General features: G+C 38.8%; 21 protein-coding genes. 4 read left to right on the top strand and 17 right to left on the bottom strand.

Annotated features, from left to right (window positions below; translation table 11 throughout):
• Window positions 1-20: 20 nt before the first annotated feature.
• From H4J59_RS13315 to H4J59_RS13340, 6 genes are all read right to left on the bottom strand, one after another.
• Window positions 21-458, bottom strand: a complete 438-nt coding sequence (locus H4J59_RS13315) for a DUF3010 family protein (protein WP_182190585.1) — start codon at window positions 456-458, stop codon at window positions 21-23.
• A 95-nt stretch (window positions 459-553) separates the two neighbouring features.
• On the bottom strand, window positions 554-1,318 hold the full coding sequence (locus H4J59_RS13320; protein ID WP_182240134.1) for a tRNA-uridine aminocarboxypropyltransferase: 765 nt from the start codon (window positions 1,316-1,318) through the stop codon (window positions 554-556).
• Between the two features lie 120 nt (window positions 1,319-1,438).
• A complete protein-coding gene (locus H4J59_RS13325) occupies window positions 1,439-2,251 on the bottom strand; it encodes a DUF2884 family protein (protein WP_182240136.1) in 813 nt (270 codons plus the stop codon).
• A 224-nt stretch (window positions 2,252-2,475) separates the two neighbouring features.
• Window positions 2,476-3,630, bottom strand: coding sequence for a cell division protein ZapE (gene zapE, locus H4J59_RS13330; RefSeq protein WP_182240138.1), 1,155 nt, complete (start codon window positions 3,628-3,630; stop codon window positions 2,476-2,478).
• A gap of 96 nt (window positions 3,631-3,726) precedes the next feature.
• Window positions 3,727-3,936 (bottom strand): cold-shock protein, encoded by a 210-nt coding sequence (locus H4J59_RS13335; RefSeq protein ID WP_077287100.1) that lies wholly within the window; start codon window positions 3,934-3,936, stop codon window positions 3,727-3,729.
• Between the two features lie 291 nt (window positions 3,937-4,227).
• Window positions 4,228-4,746 carry an RNA methyltransferase gene (locus tag H4J59_RS13340; RefSeq protein WP_182240140.1) on the bottom strand — a complete coding sequence of 173 codons (519 nt, stop codon included), beginning with the start codon at window positions 4,744-4,746 and terminating at the stop codon, window positions 4,228-4,230.
• A 203-nt stretch (window positions 4,747-4,949) separates the two neighbouring features.
• Between H4J59_RS13340 and H4J59_RS13345 the strand changes: the two genes are divergently transcribed.
• The 3 genes from H4J59_RS13345 to H4J59_RS13355 all read left to right on the top strand — a co-directional run bounded on the left by H4J59_RS13345 (window position 4,950) and on the right by H4J59_RS13355 (window position 7,455).
• Entirely contained in the window at window positions 4,950-5,564 is a 615-nt protein-coding gene (locus H4J59_RS13345) for a hypothetical protein (RefSeq protein ID WP_182240142.1), read from the top strand.
• A 191-nt stretch (window positions 5,565-5,755) separates the two neighbouring features.
• Window positions 5,756-6,421 (top strand): signal peptidase I, encoded by a 666-nt coding sequence (gene lepB, locus H4J59_RS13350; RefSeq protein WP_182240144.1) that lies wholly within the window; start codon window positions 5,756-5,758, stop codon window positions 6,419-6,421.
• Between the two features lie 257 nt (window positions 6,422-6,678).
• On the top strand, window positions 6,679-7,455 hold the full coding sequence (locus H4J59_RS13355) for a peptidylprolyl isomerase (RefSeq protein WP_182240145.1): 777 nt from the start codon (window positions 6,679-6,681) through the stop codon (window positions 7,453-7,455).
• A 553-nt stretch (window positions 7,456-8,008) separates the two neighbouring features.
• On the opposite strand, the gene arfB is transcribed toward H4J59_RS13355, so the two are convergent.
• The 3 genes from arfB to hpf all read right to left on the bottom strand — a co-directional run bounded on the left by arfB (window position 8,009) and on the right by hpf (window position 9,071).
• Window positions 8,009-8,425, bottom strand: a complete 417-nt coding sequence (gene arfB / locus H4J59_RS13360) for an alternative ribosome rescue aminoacyl-tRNA hydrolase ArfB (RefSeq protein WP_182240147.1) — start codon at window positions 8,423-8,425, stop codon at window positions 8,009-8,011.
• The gene (locus H4J59_RS13365; protein WP_182240149.1) at window positions 8,419-8,556 is read right to left on the bottom strand and encodes a hypothetical protein; all 138 of its coding nucleotides are present in this window, start codon (window positions 8,554-8,556) and stop codon (window positions 8,419-8,421) included. The genes arfB and H4J59_RS13365 overlap by 7 nt, the downstream gene beginning before the upstream one ends.
• A 158-nt stretch (window positions 8,557-8,714) precedes the next feature.
• Window positions 8,715-9,071, bottom strand: coding sequence for a ribosome hibernation-promoting factor, HPF/YfiA family (hpf, locus tag H4J59_RS13370; protein WP_182190593.1), 357 nt, complete (start codon window positions 9,069-9,071; stop codon window positions 8,715-8,717).
• Window positions 9,072-9,807: 736 nt separating this feature from the next.
• On the opposite strand from hpf, the gene H4J59_RS13375 reads away from it, so the two are divergent.
• On the top strand, window positions 9,808-10,911 hold the full coding sequence (locus H4J59_RS13375) for a 1-acyl-sn-glycerol-3-phosphate acyltransferase (protein ID WP_182240150.1): 1,104 nt from the start codon (window positions 9,808-9,810) through the stop codon (window positions 10,909-10,911).
• Window positions 10,912-11,014: 103 nt separating this feature from the next.
• Here H4J59_RS13375 and H4J59_RS13380 read toward each other — a convergent pair whose 3' ends face one another.
• The 8 genes from H4J59_RS13380 to H4J59_RS13415 form a co-directional block, all read right to left on the bottom strand.
• Window positions 11,015-12,451 carry an aminopeptidase 1 gene (locus tag H4J59_RS13380; protein ID WP_182240151.1) on the bottom strand — a complete coding sequence of 479 codons (1,437 nt, stop codon included), beginning with the start codon at window positions 12,449-12,451 and terminating at the stop codon, window positions 11,015-11,017.
• A gap of 194 nt (window positions 12,452-12,645) precedes the next feature.
• On the bottom strand, window positions 12,646-12,963 hold the full coding sequence (locus H4J59_RS13385; protein ID WP_182135680.1) for an AzlD domain-containing protein: 318 nt from the start codon (window positions 12,961-12,963) through the stop codon (window positions 12,646-12,648).
• Entirely contained in the window at window positions 12,960-13,724 is a 765-nt protein-coding gene (locus H4J59_RS13390; RefSeq protein ID WP_182240152.1) for an AzlC family ABC transporter permease, read from the bottom strand. The genes H4J59_RS13385 and H4J59_RS13390 overlap by 4 nt, the downstream gene beginning before the upstream one ends.
• 194 nt (window positions 13,725-13,918) lie before the next feature.
• Window positions 13,919-14,683 carry a 3-deoxy-manno-octulosonate cytidylyltransferase gene (gene kdsB / locus H4J59_RS13395; protein ID WP_182240153.1) on the bottom strand — a complete coding sequence of 255 codons (765 nt, stop codon included), beginning with the start codon at window positions 14,681-14,683 and terminating at the stop codon, window positions 13,919-13,921.
• 63 nt (window positions 14,684-14,746) lie between these two features.
• A complete protein-coding gene (locus H4J59_RS13400; RefSeq protein ID WP_182135677.1) occupies window positions 14,747-14,929 on the bottom strand; it encodes a Trm112 family protein in 183 nt (60 codons plus the stop codon).
• Between the two features lie 55 nt (window positions 14,930-14,984).
• Complete coding sequence (lpxK, locus tag H4J59_RS13405; RefSeq protein ID WP_220469824.1) at window positions 14,985-16,097, bottom strand: tetraacyldisaccharide 4'-kinase; 1,113 nt, start codon at window positions 16,095-16,097, stop codon at window positions 14,985-14,987.
• A 38-nt stretch (window positions 16,098-16,135) separates the two neighbouring features.
• Window positions 16,136-17,899 carry a lipid A export permease/ATP-binding protein MsbA gene (gene msbA / locus H4J59_RS13410; protein WP_182240154.1) on the bottom strand — a complete coding sequence of 588 codons (1,764 nt, stop codon included), beginning with the start codon at window positions 17,897-17,899 and terminating at the stop codon, window positions 16,136-16,138.
• Window positions 17,900-18,076: 177 nt separating this feature from the next.
• Complete coding sequence (locus H4J59_RS13415; RefSeq protein WP_182240155.1) at window positions 18,077-20,599, bottom strand: DNA internalization-related competence protein ComEC/Rec2; 2,523 nt, start codon at window positions 20,597-20,599, stop codon at window positions 18,077-18,079.
• Between the last annotated feature and the right edge of the window lie 36 nt (window positions 20,600-20,635).

The following is a 20,635-nucleotide window of genomic DNA, read 5'->3' on the forward strand; positions in this document are numbered from 1 at the left end:
AAGCATGATTACACTTGGTATTATTGCAAATACAAGCTGCCTTCGAAGAAGCCAAAAACAGTTTCAAAAGCACCTTCTTGATACTGTTTTAAACCCGTATCACGAAAATCGATATCCACTTGGCTACGTGTTAGTGCCTTTTTGATAAAACTACTTGGCAGTATTTCAACCGGTAAATCTTTAATAAGTTGAATCGCTGCTTCTAATTTAAAACCAACCGGTCCGCCAGCAAACTTGCCTTTTAAACCACGGCCTTTAATCACCACTTTTTCAACTTTGTAGTCTTCCATCAGTTTGGCAAAAGCAAACTGAAACTCTTGTACTTGCTCAGCATCGCCTGCGTCAACAAGACTAATTTTTTGTACGCGCGTATTTGGTATGTCGTACAACCCATTTTCCCGCGACATGATACAAATAATTGCATCGTTACCTTTTAACTCAACACCACATATCTTCATAAATTAACCTCGTTACTATAATGTGCATTATTATAAAATAGTTTTGCTTTAGCTGCAGTGTTTTCATGCATTTAAAGTTAAGCTTTTAAAAGTAGTTATACATCTTTTGCCAAAGTGATGCCATTAAGCTGAGCAAATTCGGTGTAATCTGAGACCGCATTGGGATTCGCTTTATTAACTTGGCAAACACCGCGCTGGTATTGATAACTAAAAACATCAAACCAGAGATCAAGTAAATCTGCATTGGTTTGCTCCCCGACTAAAGACAAAACCTGGGCAGCAACTTCAGCGGTCGCTAATTCAGTATTATTGGCCGCCAAGCGAATTTGATAACGAGAACTTAACTCTGTTGAGTTTTCAGGTGTTTTTGGTGTAAATGACACTACCGGTAGATGTTGCAAATAAGGACTGCGGCGAAACATTTTTTTAGCTTCTCGCCAACAGCCATCTAGCATAATAAATAAGGGCCTTTTACCGGATCTAACCGTGATTTTATTATCAAAAATTTCACGATCTTCGCCGACATATGCTTTAGGAAAAACGATCATGGGTTGCCACATAGGATCGTTTAACAAGGTAATAATCTCTGGGTTTACTTGGGTTCTTGACCAAAGAAATGCAAAGCTGTCGGGGATCAAATCAGCAATTAACTTACCGGTATTACTCGGTTTTAAAACCTCAGTGTCATACATCAACAACAAAAATCCAGCCTGAGAAATTACCTTAGGCGACAAGTCACAAATACAAAATGGTTTTGCTAATCGACATAAGTCACAACGAATAACTCGCTGGCCTCGTGATTTATAGGTGGTGGTACTTAGGCTTTTACGATATTGATGAAGTTGCTGTACAGCGTGCATAAAGGATATATCAGGACTATTTAGGCCGCTACTTTAACGTGCATGCAGGATATTGGCAATAAAAAAGCGCTGTTCAAATTGAGTAGCGCTTTATATCCTCAAGTTTACTAATTTTAGAGGCTACATGAGTTTAGCATTCTCTATGCTGTGTTTTGCGCTAGCGGTGATCAAATCAAAGTCAGCAATTTCGTTGATACTTTCTTTCAATTGCTCTTCCATTTTATCTATCACTATAATAGATCGACATAAAGCTTCAGCGCGTTTTTCTAGCCCTGCACTACGCGTTTTCATTTCATGCTCTATTAGCTCGCCAAAATTTTCCATCTTGCTTTCAAAAGCCTTCATATCGCCACCTGCAAATAGTATTTCTTGGCCAACCGCAATCATTAAACTGCCTAAAGCGTTTTTAATCGTACTTTCTACGGCTGATTCAATTCTTTGCTCAAAATTTTCATCAAAAAAATCTTTTCCGGAGAAGCCCTCTTCGTCAATATAGAAATTTCCCTGTTGAGTAAATTCAGCATCAACTTCACCACGAATGATGGTTAATTGGCTAGTTAACTCAGCGCTAGCCTGGTTTCCTTCACCTAACAATTCGTTAAAGGCTAGATTAACGCCATCAATGGCTAAATCAATAGCATCTAAGGCGATGCTTCTCACTTCTGGTACAAGATTGCGTATATGAGTTGAATAATCGCTTAATAAAGACTCTTGGTGAGCTGTTAAAGCAATTTTTTCGCCGTTTATCAGCAAAGTGTCGTTTTCAGTGATGCTATACAGTGGCGATTTATCTTTAGAAAAAGTAATTTCTTGAGCATTGATATTAATGCCACCATTTAAGTCAAGATTACATGATTCACTAGAAAAAGAATTATCGTGTCCATAACTTGCTGAGCTTGCCATAATGAGAGCGGTAGCAATCAATGTTTTCATATTAATCTTCCTTTACAAATTAAGTTTATAGAGCGATAGTCGTGTCAGAAAACCACTTGTTAACACTATTGTTTACAAGACTGATGCCAACATTAAAACTTGTTTAATATCAAGCGATAAGAAGAAACTCTTTATTTTTAAAAAAAGATAATGAACTATAATTTAGTGAAAAAAATAATTTTTTGGTTAATTTAACAGGCTTTAAAATCACCATAAAAATCAGTCTAGGCGTAACTTAGACGCTGCATTTCAAACAGTCTTGATCTACAGCGGGCAAATTCAAAGTTAAGTTGAGTACCCTGATAAAGTTCAGCAATATCGACCTCAGCGGCAATAATTAAGCGCACACCTCTGTCGTAGAACTCATCGACTAGTGCGATAAAACGTCGCGCTTCGTCATCTAGACCTCTGAGTTGCCCCATCAGCACACCACTTCGTTGGTAACCGTCTTCAACACCGGAGAAAACGGCAGGAATTAATGCACCATTAAATTGTGGCACATTACTGATCAGCACGGTGTCATAGTTATCGGCTAACTTAATATAATCTCTTTGGCTTCTTGGGGTTGAGCAAAGTGCCATAAAATCAAACCAAATGATATCTGCAGTACAAGCTAAAAACTTAACTGCCCTGCTATGAATAATAATACTGTCATTATAGCGAATATTGCTTTTAGCGAGTGCTGCAAAGTGATGAGTTAAGAAATTACTCTCAGTTTCAGTGCCAATATAAAAGTCTCGATAATTAAGTGTGGCTATATTAGTGTCTAACATTCGATGATCTTTTGGTCCATCAATAGAGATAACCTGGCAATACTGGTGAATAATATCAATAGTCGGTAGAAATCTAGCGCGTTGCAGGCCATTTTTGTATAACTGATCGGGTGGGCAATTTGACGTTGCCACTAGGATAATACCCTGCGATAGCATAGCTTCTAGTAAGCCCGCCAATAGCATGGCATCAGCAATATCATTAACAAAGAACTCATCAAAACAAAGCACATCGACTTCTTCAGACCAAGTTTTTGCAATCAATGCCAGCGGATTGTCTTTACCACTAAAATCATTCAACAGCTGGTGCACACTTTCCATAAAATGATGAAAGTGAATACGTCTTTTGCGTGTTAAATTAAGTTGTTGATAAAATAAGTCCATCAACATAGTTTTTCCACGACCAACTCGGCCATGAAAATAAATCCCCTGAATGGGTTCATGCTTGGTAAATAAGTTTTTTATGACGGCAAGTAGTGGTGTTTGAGCCTGGGCAGATATTAATTTTTGTGAAAGTTTATCCAAAGCAAGGGCGGCTTTGTATTGTTCAGCATCGAGGTTAAGTGTTTCATGCTCAACAAGTTGTTTATATTGTTTTATTACTGACATAAATTTACTTACAGGCACAAAAAAGGGCAGACATATGTCTCCCCTTTTTCAACACTATTAATATTTCAGCTAGCGTAGCCAGCTAAAGAGTATTAATTAAAGTGCTACGATGTTCTCAGCTTGAGGACCTTTCTGACCTTGAGTAACAGTAAACTGTACTTTTTGGCCTTCAGCAAGAGTTTTAAAACCGTCGCCAGAGATTGCAGAAAAATGTGCGAAAACGTCTGGACCAGACTCTTGCTCGATGAAACCAAAGCCTTTAGACTCGTTAAACCATTTTACTGTACCAGTAGTTGTATTAGACATTGTATTATCCTATTTATTCGTAATTGATGCCTTAAAATAAGGCGGTGTTGCAGGAAGTGTTGCTATTAATTATTAAACAGGACGAGCTACTTACTAATATAACTTCGAAACTTTGTACATAAATATAGGTCTTACTTTCTAGCTGTGCGTATTCTAACTGTTTCCCAACAAGAGTCAACCTCTTTTAGATAAAAAATCATTTAATTTATAAAAACTCATAAAAAACACTTTTATTCGATGATTAAACAATAGTTGGTGATATAGAAACTAAACTTTTTTCTGTCTGCAGCATCAATTAACTGGCACTTTTACTGTGTTATTGGTGTCTCGGCTGCTTTTAATTAAGTCATCACCCGCCAGCATGTGTTTTGATTTTGCTAATCGGTCGTAAAGCAAAACATTAACACTTGCGGCTAAGTTCATGCACCCGATTGTTGGTACATATACTACTGCATAGGCGCTATTAATAACCTCTTGCGCTATCGTGCCATCTTCTGGGCCAAAAATATAAAGCGCATTTTCTGGGTGCTCAAATTCAGGTAATGCTATCGCGCCTTCAACTAAATCAACACAAACGATACGTTGTTCTGGCGTTAAATTATCAATTAAAGATTCAACCGCATTCAAAGGGATTTTGCGTGATGCATCTTTTGTATCTGTATGAAACTTTGCAGCCTTTGCATATCGTACACCGGTATAACGCACTTCATTAGCTTGATAACAACCTGCGGCACGCATCACAGCACCAACATTTGACGGACTTTTAGGGTCTGTTAGTCCAATAACAACATTTTCAGTTTTTAACTTCATTTATACAGCACTCAACATTTCACACACTTATTGAGACAATTTTGCGCTGCAAGCGATAAGACTACAAGCAAATTTTTCACCCTTCCTTTACCATATGAGTGCCTTAGTTTTTGTATTACGGCACTTTTACAGCTACCTATTCGCCATTTATCTGATAGCATCAGATGTTAATATTTAAAACTCAGTCAATTTAGGTGTATTTAATGAAAGCAAAAATAAATATTGTAAAAATAATACTTTCTAGCAGTCTTTTTTACTTTGCCCATTCAGCCGCAGCGCTTGAAGCCCCCTTGGTTTCTATCGAAACACATGATAACTTTTTTAATAGTATTAAAGCTCATTGTGGCAAAGCTTTTCAAGGTCAGGTAACAATAGATAATGCTAGCGGCGATGGCTTTGCCAACAAAGATCTTATTATGCATGTCAGAAATTGCTCAGACGAAAAGTTAGAAATTCCTTTCCACGTGGGTGAAGATGCCTCACGTACTTGGATTATCACTAAAACAGGTTCGGGTTTATCATTAAAACATGATCACCGTCACCAAGATGGTAGTTATGACGAAAGCACTATGTATGGTGGCCAAACAGTAGACGCTGGTTGGTCACAAGTGCAGTCGTTCCCCGCTGATGAATATTCAAAGCAGTTATTTGTCAAAACAGGTATCCCACAGTCAGTCGGTAATACTTGGCAAATGTTTATCTACCCTGAAAAATTCAGCTACAGGTTAATTCGTCAGGGTCGTGAGTTTCGTGTTGATTTTGACCTAAGCGCACCGATAACTCCACCTGATGCACCTTGGGGTTATAGTGACGATTAGCTGATAAAACCCAAGCTAAAGTAAATAGACATAAAGAATTACATTTTATAAAGCTTATACCTAGCTTTACTCAGGAACTTTAAAATAACGATTTAGTCGAAAGATAAATCGTTATTTTTATGCCTGATTTTGAGGCCTAGGAATAAGCTAACTGCCACATACTAACCAGCTATTAATTCTAAGGAAAGATCATGAAAAAAAGTATTTCTCACCTCTGGAAAGAAAATAAATCTTTATTATTGTTTGTCAGTTTAATGCTAGTTTTTCGCAGTGCGGTTGCTGACTGGAATGATGTGCCAACAGGTTCAATGAAACCGACCATTGTCGAAGGTGATCGCATTTTAATTAACAAAATGGCCTATGACTTAAGACTACCCTTTAGCCAATATTCGCTAATAACGTTAGCCGAGCCATTACGCAATGATATTGTCATTTTTGAGTCTGATGTCGCTGATAAACGTCTTGTAAAACGTATTATTGGCATTCCAGGCGACAGGGTAGCGCTGCATAACAATCAACTGGTCATTAATCAAAAATCAGCTCAATACAGACTAATAGCCAAAAAACGTGATTTTACCTTAAGTGAAGAATATATTGGAGGTAATAGTCACCTAATACGCACTCAGCTTAAGCCTGGGCATTCTAAAAATTATCCGTTAGAAAGTTTTCAAACGATAACTATCCCTAAAGACTATTACCTTGTTATGGGCGACAATCGTGATAACAGCGCAGACTCTCGTGTTATAGGTTTAGTGCCACGTAATGAAATTATTGGCCGTTCAAATATGGTGGTTTTTTCATTAAATTACAAAAATTATTTAATGCCACGCAATGAACGCTTTTTTAAGGTCATTTAGTACTATCAGATTAATTCCGTGAGCTTAATTCCGTTAGCTTAGTACTGGCCTTAGTACCAACAATGACGAGTCTAATCATAAATGCTGAGAAATAAGAAAAACACTACTCAGCCTATTTTTACCCTAACTACATAACAGCTTAAATTCACTAAACAGTGTGTCAACATAGACGACACGCTGCTTTATCTTGTTGTTTTCTTTAAAGCCTATTATTATCGCTACACTTTGTAACATGTTAAGCAGTAAGTAGTTAATCTATGTCGTTTTCAAACCTATCAAAAATAGCAATCGCATCGCTGATCATTGCTAGTGCTTCAACCTCTGCCACCATAGTGGAATTTACCACTTCACAAGGAAGCTCTAAAAGTAGTTTTAAAGTTAACCTGCACGATGAAACAACGCCAGAAACAGTGGCTAACTTCCTAAAGTATGTCAATGATGGTGACTACAACAACACGGTTGTGCATCGTGTTGAGCCTGGATTTGTTATGCAAGCTGGCGGTTTTGAGTTCACTGGCACCCTGCCATTGAGTCCGATTGCTACAGATAGTGCGATTAAGAACGAGCCCCTTTATTCAAATGTTCGTGGCACTATTGCCATGGCCAAAGTGTCAGGCAACGAAAATAGCGCGACTAGTCAATGGTTTGTAAATTTATCTAATAATAGTGCCGGCTCTGCAGCATTAGATACGCAAAATGGTGGTTTTACTGTTTTCGGTGAAGTCATTGCCGGTATGGAAAACATTGATGTTATTGCTGGTATATCTAGGTGTAACTCGATCCCAATGCCAGACTATAGTGCTGATAACTGTGCAAACAACTTTGTTCCGGGTGTCGAAAATTTCGTGACCATCGAAAGTGTGATCATATTTGATGCAAACGTTAATAGTGCTGATAGCTTAGCCGCAGTTAAAAACACCTCATTAACTGTTACAGCACCTGCACCAACAAATTCAAGTAGCGGCGGAGGCTCTATTGCTTGGATTAGCTTACTTTTCACCGGTTTAATCGCCTTAAGAAGACGCGTTAAATAATCACAGCAGTAGTAGGGCAATGGCATTAAAAATTAACAGGTACATACTACATACCTAGTTAATCCTTTAATTCTCAATAACTTTATTTAACTAAATTTTATCGCGTCTTTGAACTCATGACAGCACTCGTGGTGATTTTTAATTAGCGTTAAGATGGCAAACCCTACTCATTATCTTTCTTTCTCATTGTTTTCTCCCTATAAAAAACAAAAAATCACAGGGAGAAAAGCAGGAGAACTACAGGAGGAGAAGCACGGCAAAACCGCGCTTCAAACTTATTTTAATTTACTGACAGCTGACAGCTAAAGGCTTGTCTTTAAACGCCCCTAAATCCCCCTCATTCCGTTCTCATTGTCTCCTCACTGTAAAAAACAAAAAATAATTCACAGGGAGAAAAACAGGAGAACTACAGGAGGAGAAGCACGGCAAAACCACGCTTCAAACTTATTTTAATTTACTGACAGCTGACAGCTAAAGGCTTGTCTTTAAACTCCCCTAAATCCCCCTCATTCTGTTCTCATTGTCTCCTCCCTGTAAAAAAATTCACAGGAAGTTACTGATGGTCTACTTTTCCACGCAACACTTTATTAGAACCCGTTTTTTTCTTTGCATCTAATCGTCTGAGCTTTGAGCTTTTTGTTGGTTTAGTGGGCCGTCTAGTTTTTTTCACCACCATGGCAGATAAAATCAGCTCTTTCAGACGTTTTAACGCATCGTCTTTATTCATTGGTTGTGTTCTAAATGATTGCGCTTTAATAATGATAATGCCATCACTTGATATGCGACTATCTGATAGTTTCAGCAGTCTGGCTTTGTATATGGCAGGTAATGTTGAACGCTTAATATCGAAACGCAAGTGTATCGCTGTTTCGACCTTATTGACTCTTTGGCCTCCGTTCCCAGTTGCCCTTATGCCGGTAAGTTCAATCTCCCAGTCGGCAATGATTACTGCACTTGATATTTCTAGCATGATTTACCTTGGAAAATTAGCGATGAGGTGCATCGTTTATTAACCCTTTCGCTATCGCTGTCTTGAGAGCGAATAACATTACCCTCAACGCCCCATTCTGCCATGACAACATAGTTAAAAACTTTTTGCATATAGCCTCTAATAGCCGGTTATAAAGTCGCTATTTTAAGTGTATTTCTGTGGGATGCCAAACTAAATGTCTGCTTATTCCCGTTGAACCAGCTAGCGCAAGCATTAAAAAAGGAGGCTACAGCCTCCTTAACGATAAGATGATTAAATTGACACCTTATTAACTGAGGTTCATTTCTTGAACTTTTTCATGGGCAATTTCGGGTGCTGTTGCTTCAGGTTTACTATGCAAATTAGCTTTTAATAAGCCTTTTCGGTGTTTTAAAGCTGCATCCAATTTTTTAGCTGCTGTTGCAATAGCTGGGTACATAACGCCGTCATTTGCTGATGCCGAAATTCGACCTCCTTCATATGTTGTGCGAAGTTCTACATTATGTTTGTTATGTTCGTGCGATAAAATAACATCGAGTGAAATTAAGGTTGGGAAGTGTGTCGATATTTTTGAAAACTTTTCATTAATATGTTCTTTAATTGAATCTGAAACGTCAACATGGTGACCTGAAAGATTTATTTTCATAGGTGTTCCTTTTTATTATCTACTCACTAATAATACTTGGGCCTAAAAGTTAAAAACGCAAGTCAATTACTGAAAATTTTACAATTATTTTTACTAAAGATAATTTTTTGAGTTAAAGATAGCTTGCTATGACATTTTATAATCTTTATATCTCATTAAGGTAAAACAACATAACTTTTGGCATAAATAAACATAACTACTTGTTTTTATAATACAAATAAAACAACACCACACTAGAGCTTTGGTTGTTTTATTTTCTGTATTAGCTATAAGGTGTCGGTGTTCAAGTGTCAATTGATTATTAACCTAGCTAATTACTATTTGTATAGATTCGACGCCATAACCTCGTCGACAGTGCTTTTAATAAATGACTCTTGATTAAATAACACAAAAAATCTCTGCCTTACTCTCACTATCACGAATGAGCCCTAATTCAATCAGCTGCTTCTATCACCATATATAGCCTGAAGTTTTATTGCTGTTTTAGCTAACCTAAGAAATTAGGTTAGTTAAACTGAAGCCGCGTTTAAGTTCGCTATACTTTAAGCGTGTCAGTGCATAATGCGGTTTAAATAATGGTTGCTTTGTCCTCCATACAATTTAATATAATTTACCGACATTAAATCAACAAAACTCAGCAACTAAACTATTAAACAAAAAGCGCATTTTTCAAGATGATTCGGTTATAATCCCCACTCATTTATTATTTATTTTCGACCATATAAGAGATTTTTGAATGTTTGATGATATACGTCCTTATCGTGATGATGAGGTAGTTGCAGTAATCAAAAAATTAATTAACCAACAAGGCTTACAAGCTTCGATTGCTAGTTTAAAAATGCCACGCTTATATCAAGCCCTGCCGCAACTTGCCTGCAAAATTGTAAAATGGTCATTGAAATTTCGGGTGAAAAAATTTCATAATATCGAGCAAATCCAAATTGAAGTGGCTAAATATTTACATCATTTGATCAAAAACAGTACCGCCGGTTTTAACTATAGCGGCATAGAAAACTTTGATACCACCAAGCCAGCCCTCTTTATCAGTAATCATCGTGATATTGTTTTAGACGTTGCCTTAGTAAACTTAGCGCTACATAAAAGTGGTATCAATACCGTGGAAGCCGCGGTGGGTGATAATTTGCTACATCAGCCTTGGGTCGCTGATTTAATGCGTATTAACAAGAGTTTTATTGTTAAACGTAACGAAGAAAACAAACGCGCTATGCTCAATGCATCAAAGCAATTGTCTGCCTACATTCATGATACGGTAGCGAACCGAAAGCAAAACATTTGGATCGCACAACGCGAAGGTCGTGCCAAAGATGGTGTAGACAAAACCAATTCAGCCTTAATATCTATGCTATTACTCAATAAAGATAAGCAAATGCCTATGGCTGATTACTTAGCAGAACTTAACATAGTACCGGTATCAATTTCCTATGAATTTGACCCTTGTGATATCGACAAGGCAATAGAGCTTGCTGAAAAAGAAGCGACCGGTAGCTATCAAAAACACGAAGATGAAGACTTAAAAAGTATCACACAAGGATTAGTCGGGCAAAAAGGTCAAGTTCATCTCCAGTTTTGTCAGCCAATACAGGGAGACTTTGCCAATAGCAAAGCCATTGCCGCAGCCATTGATAAAGAAATCATCAGCAACTATAAATTATACGACAGTAACTTAGTTGCATACGCAAAACTTAATCACCAAGATACTGACAGCACAGTGCTTGAAAAATTGAATAAGCGTATGGAAAACCTCACGACAGAACAGCAACACTGGTTATTAACTATGTATGCTAACCCCGTCTCTGCAAAACAGCAGTTACCGTTATAATGATCAATATAAAAAAGCCGTATCTATTCAATACGGCTTACTCTTTTTAGCTCAAGGTTATAAAAACAAGCTTTAATCTTTTAAAATAAGCACTAACTCGAGGCTATTTTTCTTGGTAAAACGCTGACATTGCTTTGTACAATGAATACAAATCAACTTTTGAGCCGACTGCATAAGGCGAATGTATTGATAAAATGGGAATACCAAAATCAATCACTTCCATATTATCCTTAGATAAGTCACTACCAATAGTGCCTCCTGACGCCTTACCTTTATAGGTCGAGGTTTGCCATTTAATATCGGCATTATCTAAATAATTTCGCGTCCACGCCATGTATTCAGAATTAGCATTAAAACCACCACCATAGAGCTTTAAATTAACGCCGTTACCCAAGCGAGGTGCATTACCTAGTTCCCAGACATTTGACCATGTTGGGTTTACCCCTGGGTTTACGTCCGCAGAAATAACTTTGGTATTACGTAACACTTGACGCAATTGATAGTCATTATAGCTATCACCTTTTTGGTTATAGAGTAAGCTACTGATTAAATCGACTAAGTAAGTAGAACTCGCCCCAGTGTTATTGATGTTACCCACTTCCTCGTTATCCACTAGATAAGCAATAGCGGTATATTCAGGTGTTTTTTGCTCGGTTAATGCTTTAACAGCTGCTATTGATGAAGCTTTATCATCTTGGCCATACGCGGCGATCATACTACGGTCAAAACCGACATCGCGCGGTTTAGTGGCTGGCACTAAAGCAAGTTCAGCAGAAACTAAGTCTTCAACTGAAATATCATAAGTTGACTTTAAATAACTGCTGACCTGATCTTTAATCTTTTTATCTAATTCAGGCTTAGCCGCAATAATAATATCGAGTTCTTCTTTACCGATAACATCTCGACTGGTGCGCTTACGGTTGGGTGAGTCAACATGAGGAGCAAGATCTGTCACCAAAAAAATAGGATCATTGTCATCAAAGCCAACTGAAATATTAACCCTAGTACCATCTTTTTTATCAACCCTACCGACTAAAGCCAGCGGAATATTGACCCATTGATAGGTTTTAATACCGCCGTGAATGTAAGTTTGAAACATGGCAAAATTTTCTTTTTCAAATAATGGCCGTCCTTTAAGCTCAAGTCGCGGAGAGTCAATATGGGCGCCAACAATACGCGTACCTTGCTCTAACGGTTTTTTTCCAATCACCATCAAGGCAATAGTACGGTCACGATTGACATCATAAAAGCGCGCGCCTGGCTTTAATTCACTTTGCTCGGTTAGCTTGGTGAAACCTTGTTTTTCAACGCGTTTAATTGTTTCAGTAACAAAGGTTAATTCCGTGGGTACTTTATAAATATAATCTTTATATTCAATCGCATAACGCTCTACTGCTTTTAGCTCTTGCGCGGTTAAGTTTAACCAGCTAGACGGTGATTCCGGCTTAGCTTTGGCGTCTGCCGCTTGGACAAAAGTGCTTTGTGAAAACGTCAGCGCACTGACAATGGCGAGGGTGGTTATTGATTTTGTTAAATTCATAGCAATATTTATAATTTAATCTCAGATAAAAGGCATACCCCATCATAAAAGCTACCAATATCAGCTGACAAGCTTTATTCGATAAACGGCACTTTTTCAGCTATAAACAGCCTAAAAAAAACTTACCTGCAGAATACAACTAGGTTCAAGACACGCAATAAATTACAAGGTTAAGCGATTACAGCGGTAATATATTACAGAGATAAAATATACCGACTCAAAACAAAAGTAATAAGCCCAACAAACATGGTCAAATAAATACTTTTACTTTTTGCCGCCGCAACTATCGCCAACGTCGCGGCAATTAAATAGGGATTATGCAGCGAAATACTCAACTGGCCTTGTTGAATAAAAATAATGGGTACCCAAATAGCCGTTAACACTGCTGGTGCGCTAAAACTTAATAGCTTAGCCATTTTTGCCCCTAAGCGCACAGGCAAGCGCGGGTGGATAAATAAATAGCGCGTGCTAAAGGTAATGACCGCCATCAGTAGAATGGTAAGTAATGTCACTTGCTGTCCTTAACTGACGGGGATATTTTATCATTGTCTGCATTATTAACATCATTTTTTTTATGCAAAAAACGGTCAGTCAAATAACCTGAGTACATTGCAATCAAAGCGGCTGCGACCAAATCTAATTCGAACTGCATGAGTTTAAACACTACGGATAATAGCGCAGCAACAAGCACAGTCACTAAAATAGGTAAGTTAATAATGGTGGGAATCACTAAGGCAATAAAGGTGACAGCAATCGCAAAGTCTAAGCCTAAATGGGTTAAGTCGGGTAAATAACTGCCGGCGATAACGCCTGCCACATTCCATAACAACCAAAAAACATAAAAACTGCCGCCAGCGACAACCGCATAAACTAATCTTAACTGCCCAACAAAGGACTTGTTATGACTCGATAAAGCAAATAACTCATCGGTTAACAAAAAACCTAAAGAATAACGCCACTTGGTTGGTAAAACTTTTAACTTATCTCGTAATGCTAAGCCATATAGAAAATGCCGCGAGCTAATAATAAAAGTGGTAAATAAGATCGTCGCCAGTGATGCATTGTTAGCAATTAATTCAATCGCAACAAGCTGAGCAGAGCCGGCAAATACGATAAGCGGCATTAAAATAGCTTCAAGCGCAGAAAAGTCACGTTGAACGGCTAAAGAACCACAGAGTATACCCCATGGCAAAACAGCTAAATTAAGCGGTAACATGTCTAAAAAGCCTTTTCTTGCCATTAACCAGCGAGCTTTTTTCTTGGTGAGTGCCATCAAATATTTACCTAGATAAACTAACGTTATGTGATACCAAAGCTATGATTACGTTCAAAGGTTTGAGTGGTTAAATCAGCTCAACTCTCGAACAACATAACTAAGCAAAGAAAAGTAAAGTAAAAAAATCAATAAAAAAGAGGCCGCCAAGCCTCTTTTTTGTTATATAAAACAGGTTGTTAGCTCAAGTTACTTTATAAAGACTTTGCATAAACTCGGGCTTTTTCTAGATCTTCAGGCGTATCAACCCCTTCAACCGCTAAGCGTGCTTTCGCAACAGCGACATGAATTTTCTCGCCTTGCCAAAGTACTCGCAATTGCTCTAATGACTCTACTTGCTCTAACTGGCTGGTTGGCCACTGCACGTAGTCTTTAATAAATCCGGCTCGGTAAGCGTAAATACCAATGTGGCGCAGATAAAAGTCGCCAATAGCATCAATGTTGTCATTGTTAAGAAAACGCTCTCGATCGTAAGGGATAGTCGCGCGACTAAAATATAGCGCATAGCCATTTTTATCACATAACACTTTCACCGCATTAGGGTTTAATGCTTCAGCAACATCGTCAATTTTCATCGCTAATGTCGCCATGCGCGCTTGGCTCTGGCTAGATAAATTACCTGCCACTTGCGCAATATTTTCAACTGGAATAAAAGGTTCATCCCCTTGAACATTCACAATAACTTGCTCATCAGCAAACTGATAGCTTTGCATTACTTCAGCAAGGCGTTCAGTGCCTGATTGATGATCAGCACGAGTTTTACATACTTCACCACCAAAACTTTTTACCACACGAGCAACTTCGTCACTGTCGGTCGCCACAATAACTTGCTCAGCGCCACTAGCTAAGGCTCTTTCAACAACCCATTGGACCATAGGTTTACCGGCAATATCAGCGAGAACTTTACCGGGTAAACGTGATGACTCAAACCGTGCAGGGATCACTACCACAAACGACATAAAAACCTCATTAATCTGATTATTCCAATCATGCTATAACTCATACTACTCTCGGCGGTAACCTTATGCATTATCTTCAGTAATGCGACGCGCTTCACTTTCAAGTAACACAGGAATGTCTTTTTCTATCGCATAAGCCAAACGGTCGAATTTACAAATCAACTCTTGCTGCTCTTTGTTGTAGTCTAATTTTCCTTTGCATACTGGGCATGCAAGGATTTCCATTAATTTAATATCAAACGCCATTATTTTCTCTCTTAAATGTAAACTTGCTCAATGTGCATCAAGCGTTAAAATCATGTCAGTTCTTGTTAACGCTGTCAGTTCTGTTAGCTCTTCCAGCTTTAGTTGTTAACTCATGCGGCTTGCTAGCAAGTGCAGCAATGTTAGCGATTTCGCTCGCCATAGCGGCACTATCATTGTTGGTTGCAAATACGGCATCAACCGGTAAATACCAGTAATGTTCTTGGGCAAAGTCAGTACATTTAACGGCATCTTTTTCAGTCATTAATAACGGTATATCACTAGAGAACTGCTGTAAATCATGCGCTGAAAAGGCTTGATGATCAATAAAGCCTTTAGTCATGGCTAACGTAAAACCTAATTGCTCAAGGGTGTTAAAAAAGCGTTTAGGGTCGCCAATACCTGCTAGCGCATTAATAGGTTTATCGCTAGCAAGGTTTTGCGCTAAAAAAGTATCGATTTCAACACGCTTACCGGTTTTAATATTGATGACATACTTTGCCTGTAACTGCATGGTTAATACCGGTAACGCTAGATTACCCGCTTGTTTTTGCCATGAACTCATGCCATTAACAATAACACAATCGGCACGTTTTATTCTGCGTTTTGTCTCGCGCAATGGTCCTGCTGGTAATAATAAACCGTTACCAAATAAACGTTTACCATCAACTACCACAAACTCGTAATCTCGCGCCAAACGATAATGTTGTAGTCCATCATCGGCAATAATCAATTCACAGCCTTGCTCAATTAAGCACTGGCAAGCTTGAATTCTATTGGCGCCAATAACCACAGGAACGCCGCTGCGTTGAAAGATTAATAACGGCTCATCTCCTGCTTGCTCAGCGCTGCTTTCATCGCTAACTTGATACGGATAATAAGGCGCTTTTGAGCCATAGCCGCGACTTACCACGCCCACTTTTATACCTTGCTCGGTAAGTTTTTCAACTAAATATAAGCTGACCGGTGTTTTGCCATTACCACCAATACCGATATTACCCACGACAACCACAGGCACTGACATTTTAACCTGTTTACATAGCCCGACCTGATAAGCTAAACGGCGAAAAAAACTCACTAGCGCAAAAATAAAGCTCAATGGCAGCAAAAGCGGCACCATTAGCCATTTTGCTGGATGCCCCTGAAACCAAACTTTTTCAATCAGGCGCATAATCTATAGCCAAAATAATGGATTAAATACATAGTGAACTAGGCACCAAATTGAAATTTATGTAACTGAGCATAAGCGCCGTCTTTCGCTAATAAAGCTTGATGATCGCCTTGCTCTTTTATTTGTCCTTGTTCCATAACAATAATTTTATCCGCACTTTCTATGGTTGATAAACGATGAGCAATAACGATACAAGTGCGGTTTTTTTGCAATGCGCTTAACGCGTCTTGAATATGACGTTCAGATTCAGTGTCTAAAGCACTGGTAGCTTCATCTAAAATTAAGAAAGGGGCATCACATAATAATGCTCGCGCAATGGCTACACGTTGGCGTTGACCACCCGATAACATCGCACCATTGTCGCCAATATTAGTATCTAGTCCTTCAGGTAAGTCTTCGACAAACTCCATCACATGAGCTTTACGTGCCGCGTCTTCAACTTCTTCGCGTGTCGCATGGGGTTTGCCATAAGCAATATTATTAGCGATTGAATCGTTGAACAACACCACTTGTTGAGAAACATAGGCAAATTGCTTGCGTAAGTCTTTCAGTTTGTAATCTTTAATGTCTTCACCATCGATTAACACCTTACCGGTTGTCGCGGTGTAAAATCTTAATAATAAGGCGCTCGCGGTAGATTTACCACTTCCAGAGCGACCCACTAAAGCCACCGTTTCACCGACATTAGCGGTAAAGCTTAAGTCGGTTAGTGCCTGTTTTTCTTTGTCTTTATTATAAAGAAAATTAACGTGTTCAAACGCTAAAGTGCCTTTTGCACGTGCTATTGCGATAGTACCCGTGTCGTGTTCTTTTTCTTGATCAAGTACTGCGAAAATACTGACACAGGCCGCCATGCCTTTTTGAAATTCACTATTGACCGTTGTCAGCAGTTTTAAAGGTCTAAGCAGGGTTACCATACACATTAATACCGTCATAAAAACTCCGGCTGATATGTCTGCTCGCATCGAATCAAGGTTGGCAACATATAAAACAAACGCTAAGGCAAAGGAAGCAATAATTTGAATAATAGGGACACTGGCCGCTTGTGTCGCCACCATTTTCATCCGTTGTTGGCGATTATGTTTATTAATTTTGGCAAAACGGTCAAACTCTCGTTGTTGACCATCAAAGGTTAACACCACTTTATGACCATTAAAGGTTTGCTCTGCCGCCGTTGTTACCTCGCCCATGGCATTTTGAATACCTTTACTTATTTGACGAAAACGGCCTGAAACCACGGTAACTATGCCCGCAATAACCGGGGTGATCAGTAAAAATATCGACGCTAACTGCCAACTGTTATAGAACATAACAATCAGCAAGCCCAGCACAAAGGCGCCTTGCTGCACTAAAGTCAATAACGCTTTAGAAACAGCACTTAACACTTGCTCGGTATCAAACGTTAATTTTGAGATCAAACTGCCGGTAGATTCTTTATCGTGATAAGCCACGGGCATAGACATAACATGTTCAAACAACTCCTGACGAATATTGGCCACCACATTATTACCTAACCAAGCTAAGGTGTAGTTACCCGCAAAGTGGCAAATTCCGCGCAGAATAAACATCAGCACAATAACAAATGGCGCCCATTTCATAAATGCGGGATCTTGCCCATCAAGGCCTTTGTCGATGAGTGGTTGCAGTTGAGAAAATACAAAGCTGTCAATGGCGGCATAACCTAACATGCCTAAAATAGAAACAACGGCGGCGGCTTTATAGGCTTTAGCATAAGCCAATAAACGCTTAAAATTTTGTTTTGTGGTATTTTCTGTAGTCGGTTCTGATAGTTTTGTCGACATTCATGCTCTCATGCGTTATCAAAAAATCTTATCCCTGCGGGATTGTTTTATTCTGTTTATTTTGTCTTATTAGTAAATCGTCGGTATTTTAGCGTTATTTTGCCCATCAACCAACTGATAAACTTTTATCGGCGATATAAATCCAGTCATTAGCGTAAAAATAGCTGAATAAAGCGATCAATTTACAAACCAATAAGGCCGAATATCGTCTCGGTAACTTATCACTTCAACGCTAGCATCAATAACATTATCTACAATATTGCCTTTATTATCATTAGCACTAAGCTCAATATTTGCACCAGCCGTGGTTTGACTAAACTTAAAGGTCACCATCCCTTCATCGACCGTATTAAAAGTCGTAATATCAAAACTATTATATCGGCCCAGTATTTCATCTGATGGCATCTGCCAACGGTTTAAATAACCGGTACTAAATACTACATAACGCGGCATAACCGCCGTTAAAAAACTACGACTAGACGATGATTTAGAGCCATGGTGCGGGGCAATCAAAATGTCACTGCTGAGTTTATTAGCCATGCCCGCAATATTTAATAGCCGTTTTTCTTGTTTTATCGAAATATCACCCGGTAATAACACACGATGAAAACCGTCGCTGATAGTTACTACGCACGAGTCATCATTTTTATCACCATCAGCTTGCATTGGCGACAGCACTTCAAAAACCAAGCCTTGCCAAGTAAAGCGCTGTCCCGAGATACAATGGTGGTCAGGTTTTAACGCTAAATCGTTAGCAATAACACGCTTAATAGCCATTTTAGCGCGTAAGTGACGTAAGCCTCCGGCATGATCATTATCGTTATGGCTGATAATCACCCCATCAATCGCTTGATAACCTTGATGCTTTAAATAGGGTAATATTGCCGCATCAGCCATATTAAAGCCACTGGGATAACTGGCGCCGGTATCGTAGAGAAAAACATGATGATTTTTTTCAATAACAACGGCAAGACCATGACCCACATCAAGCACTGACAAACGCCACTCTTGCTGCTGTTCAGCACTAAAAAAATCGATACCAACCGCCGTTATCAATAAACTCAGCGCGGCAATAAACTTAGCCTTAGTGAGTCGAAAAAATACCGCCAGTGCAATAATGACAAAAAATACCATCATGGCTTGTATTTGCTGATATGAAATAGCAAAAACTGCCCACTCTGCGCTAGCCAAATAAAGCAGCCATTGCCAAACATATGACAAACTCAGTAAAGCTAAATCAGTAAAAAAATGTGCTAACCAAAGACTAAATGGCAAAGCAATAACCGCCAACAGCGTTAAAGGAATAACCGTCACACTCATCAAAGGTACAGCGACAATATTGGCAAAAAAAGCGGCTAATGGTAGTTGATAGTTTAGTGATGCGGCTATGGGTAACATAGCTACCGTCAGTGATAGTTGCATAACAAGTAAGGTTTTAAGCCAAAGTAACACCGGCATTTTAACGCTATGCCATTGCTTTTTAAGCCTAGTTTCAGGCAAGGGTTCAAGCGTTAATAATGATATTTTATCTCTAGTTAGCACTGGTGCTATCGTGCGCATGGAAAAACGTGAAAATGTCGAAAAAATAATGACGAGTGCTGATATTGACAACCAAAAACTCGCACTGAGCAAGCTAAGCGGCCAAACCAGTAAAATAATGAAAACAGCCAGCAATAACCAAGGTAACAGTGTCACCTTTATGTGCATAATTTTAAGTGACCAAAACAATAACAACATCACCAAAGCACGTAAGGTAGGAATAGAAAACCCCGCCAGATAGGCGTAATACCATGCCATAACACCACTACACAGAATCGGAGCATAGCTTAAGTTTATTTGCATCAGTTTCAGTTGCCAAGGCGTCGACAACAGAGAACTCAAGGGCAATAAACGAATAACAGTGCGTATAAAAATCAAGCTTGCAAAAGCTACTATGCCGATATGCAAGCCAGAAATCGCAATAAGGTGCTGAGTTGCCGTTGCAGAAAGCACTCGCCAATGCTCGCGCGTTAACTCTCCCCGCTCACCAAAACCCAAGGCTAAAATTAGCGCACCAAGCGGTTTATCAGTTAGTACAACGGATAATTTTTGATACAAATATTGACGCCAGCTAGTTTGCTGATGCAATAAAATATTTTTATTTTTAGTTTTAGTTTTAGTCTGTTTTTTGGTTTTAGCTTTAGTCTTAACATAGCCAGTGGCGACTATTTGTTGCTGCCGCAGCCAGACTTGGTAATTAAAGCCACCGATATTAGCCAAGCCATGCGCAGGTTTAAGTTTTACCGCTAATTGCCACTTTTGTCCCTGCAGCAGAGGCTTGTCTGGCGTCTTCCAAGTTAAGCGCACCTTAAATTTTTTATTAATCTTTCGACCTTGCCAATGGCTAACTAGAAAGTTAAAGCGGCTACTACCAGATTTTATATGAACAATATTACTCACTTCACCTTGAATTAGATGAACTTTTTTATGCAACTGCTCAAGCTTGATGTTATTTTGCGCTAAGGTATCTTGATATTGACTGCCAGCAATTAAAATCCAAACAATGGCAAATACCGCAATAGCCATAAAGCGAAATTTACCTATAAAGATAAATATTAATGAAACCAACAATATAATGAGCAGTAAAGAAAACTCTGGCACTATAGGTATAAATAATGACAAAATAGCGCTGAAAAAAAATGTGAGTAGCCACCATTCCATAGTGATTAGTTTCCATTTAGCCAAGTAACGTTAAGT

It is taken from the genome of Colwellia sp. MB02u-10 (assembly GCF_014077185.1).
GTDB lineage: Bacteria > Pseudomonadota > Gammaproteobacteria > Enterobacterales > Alteromonadaceae > Cognaticolwellia.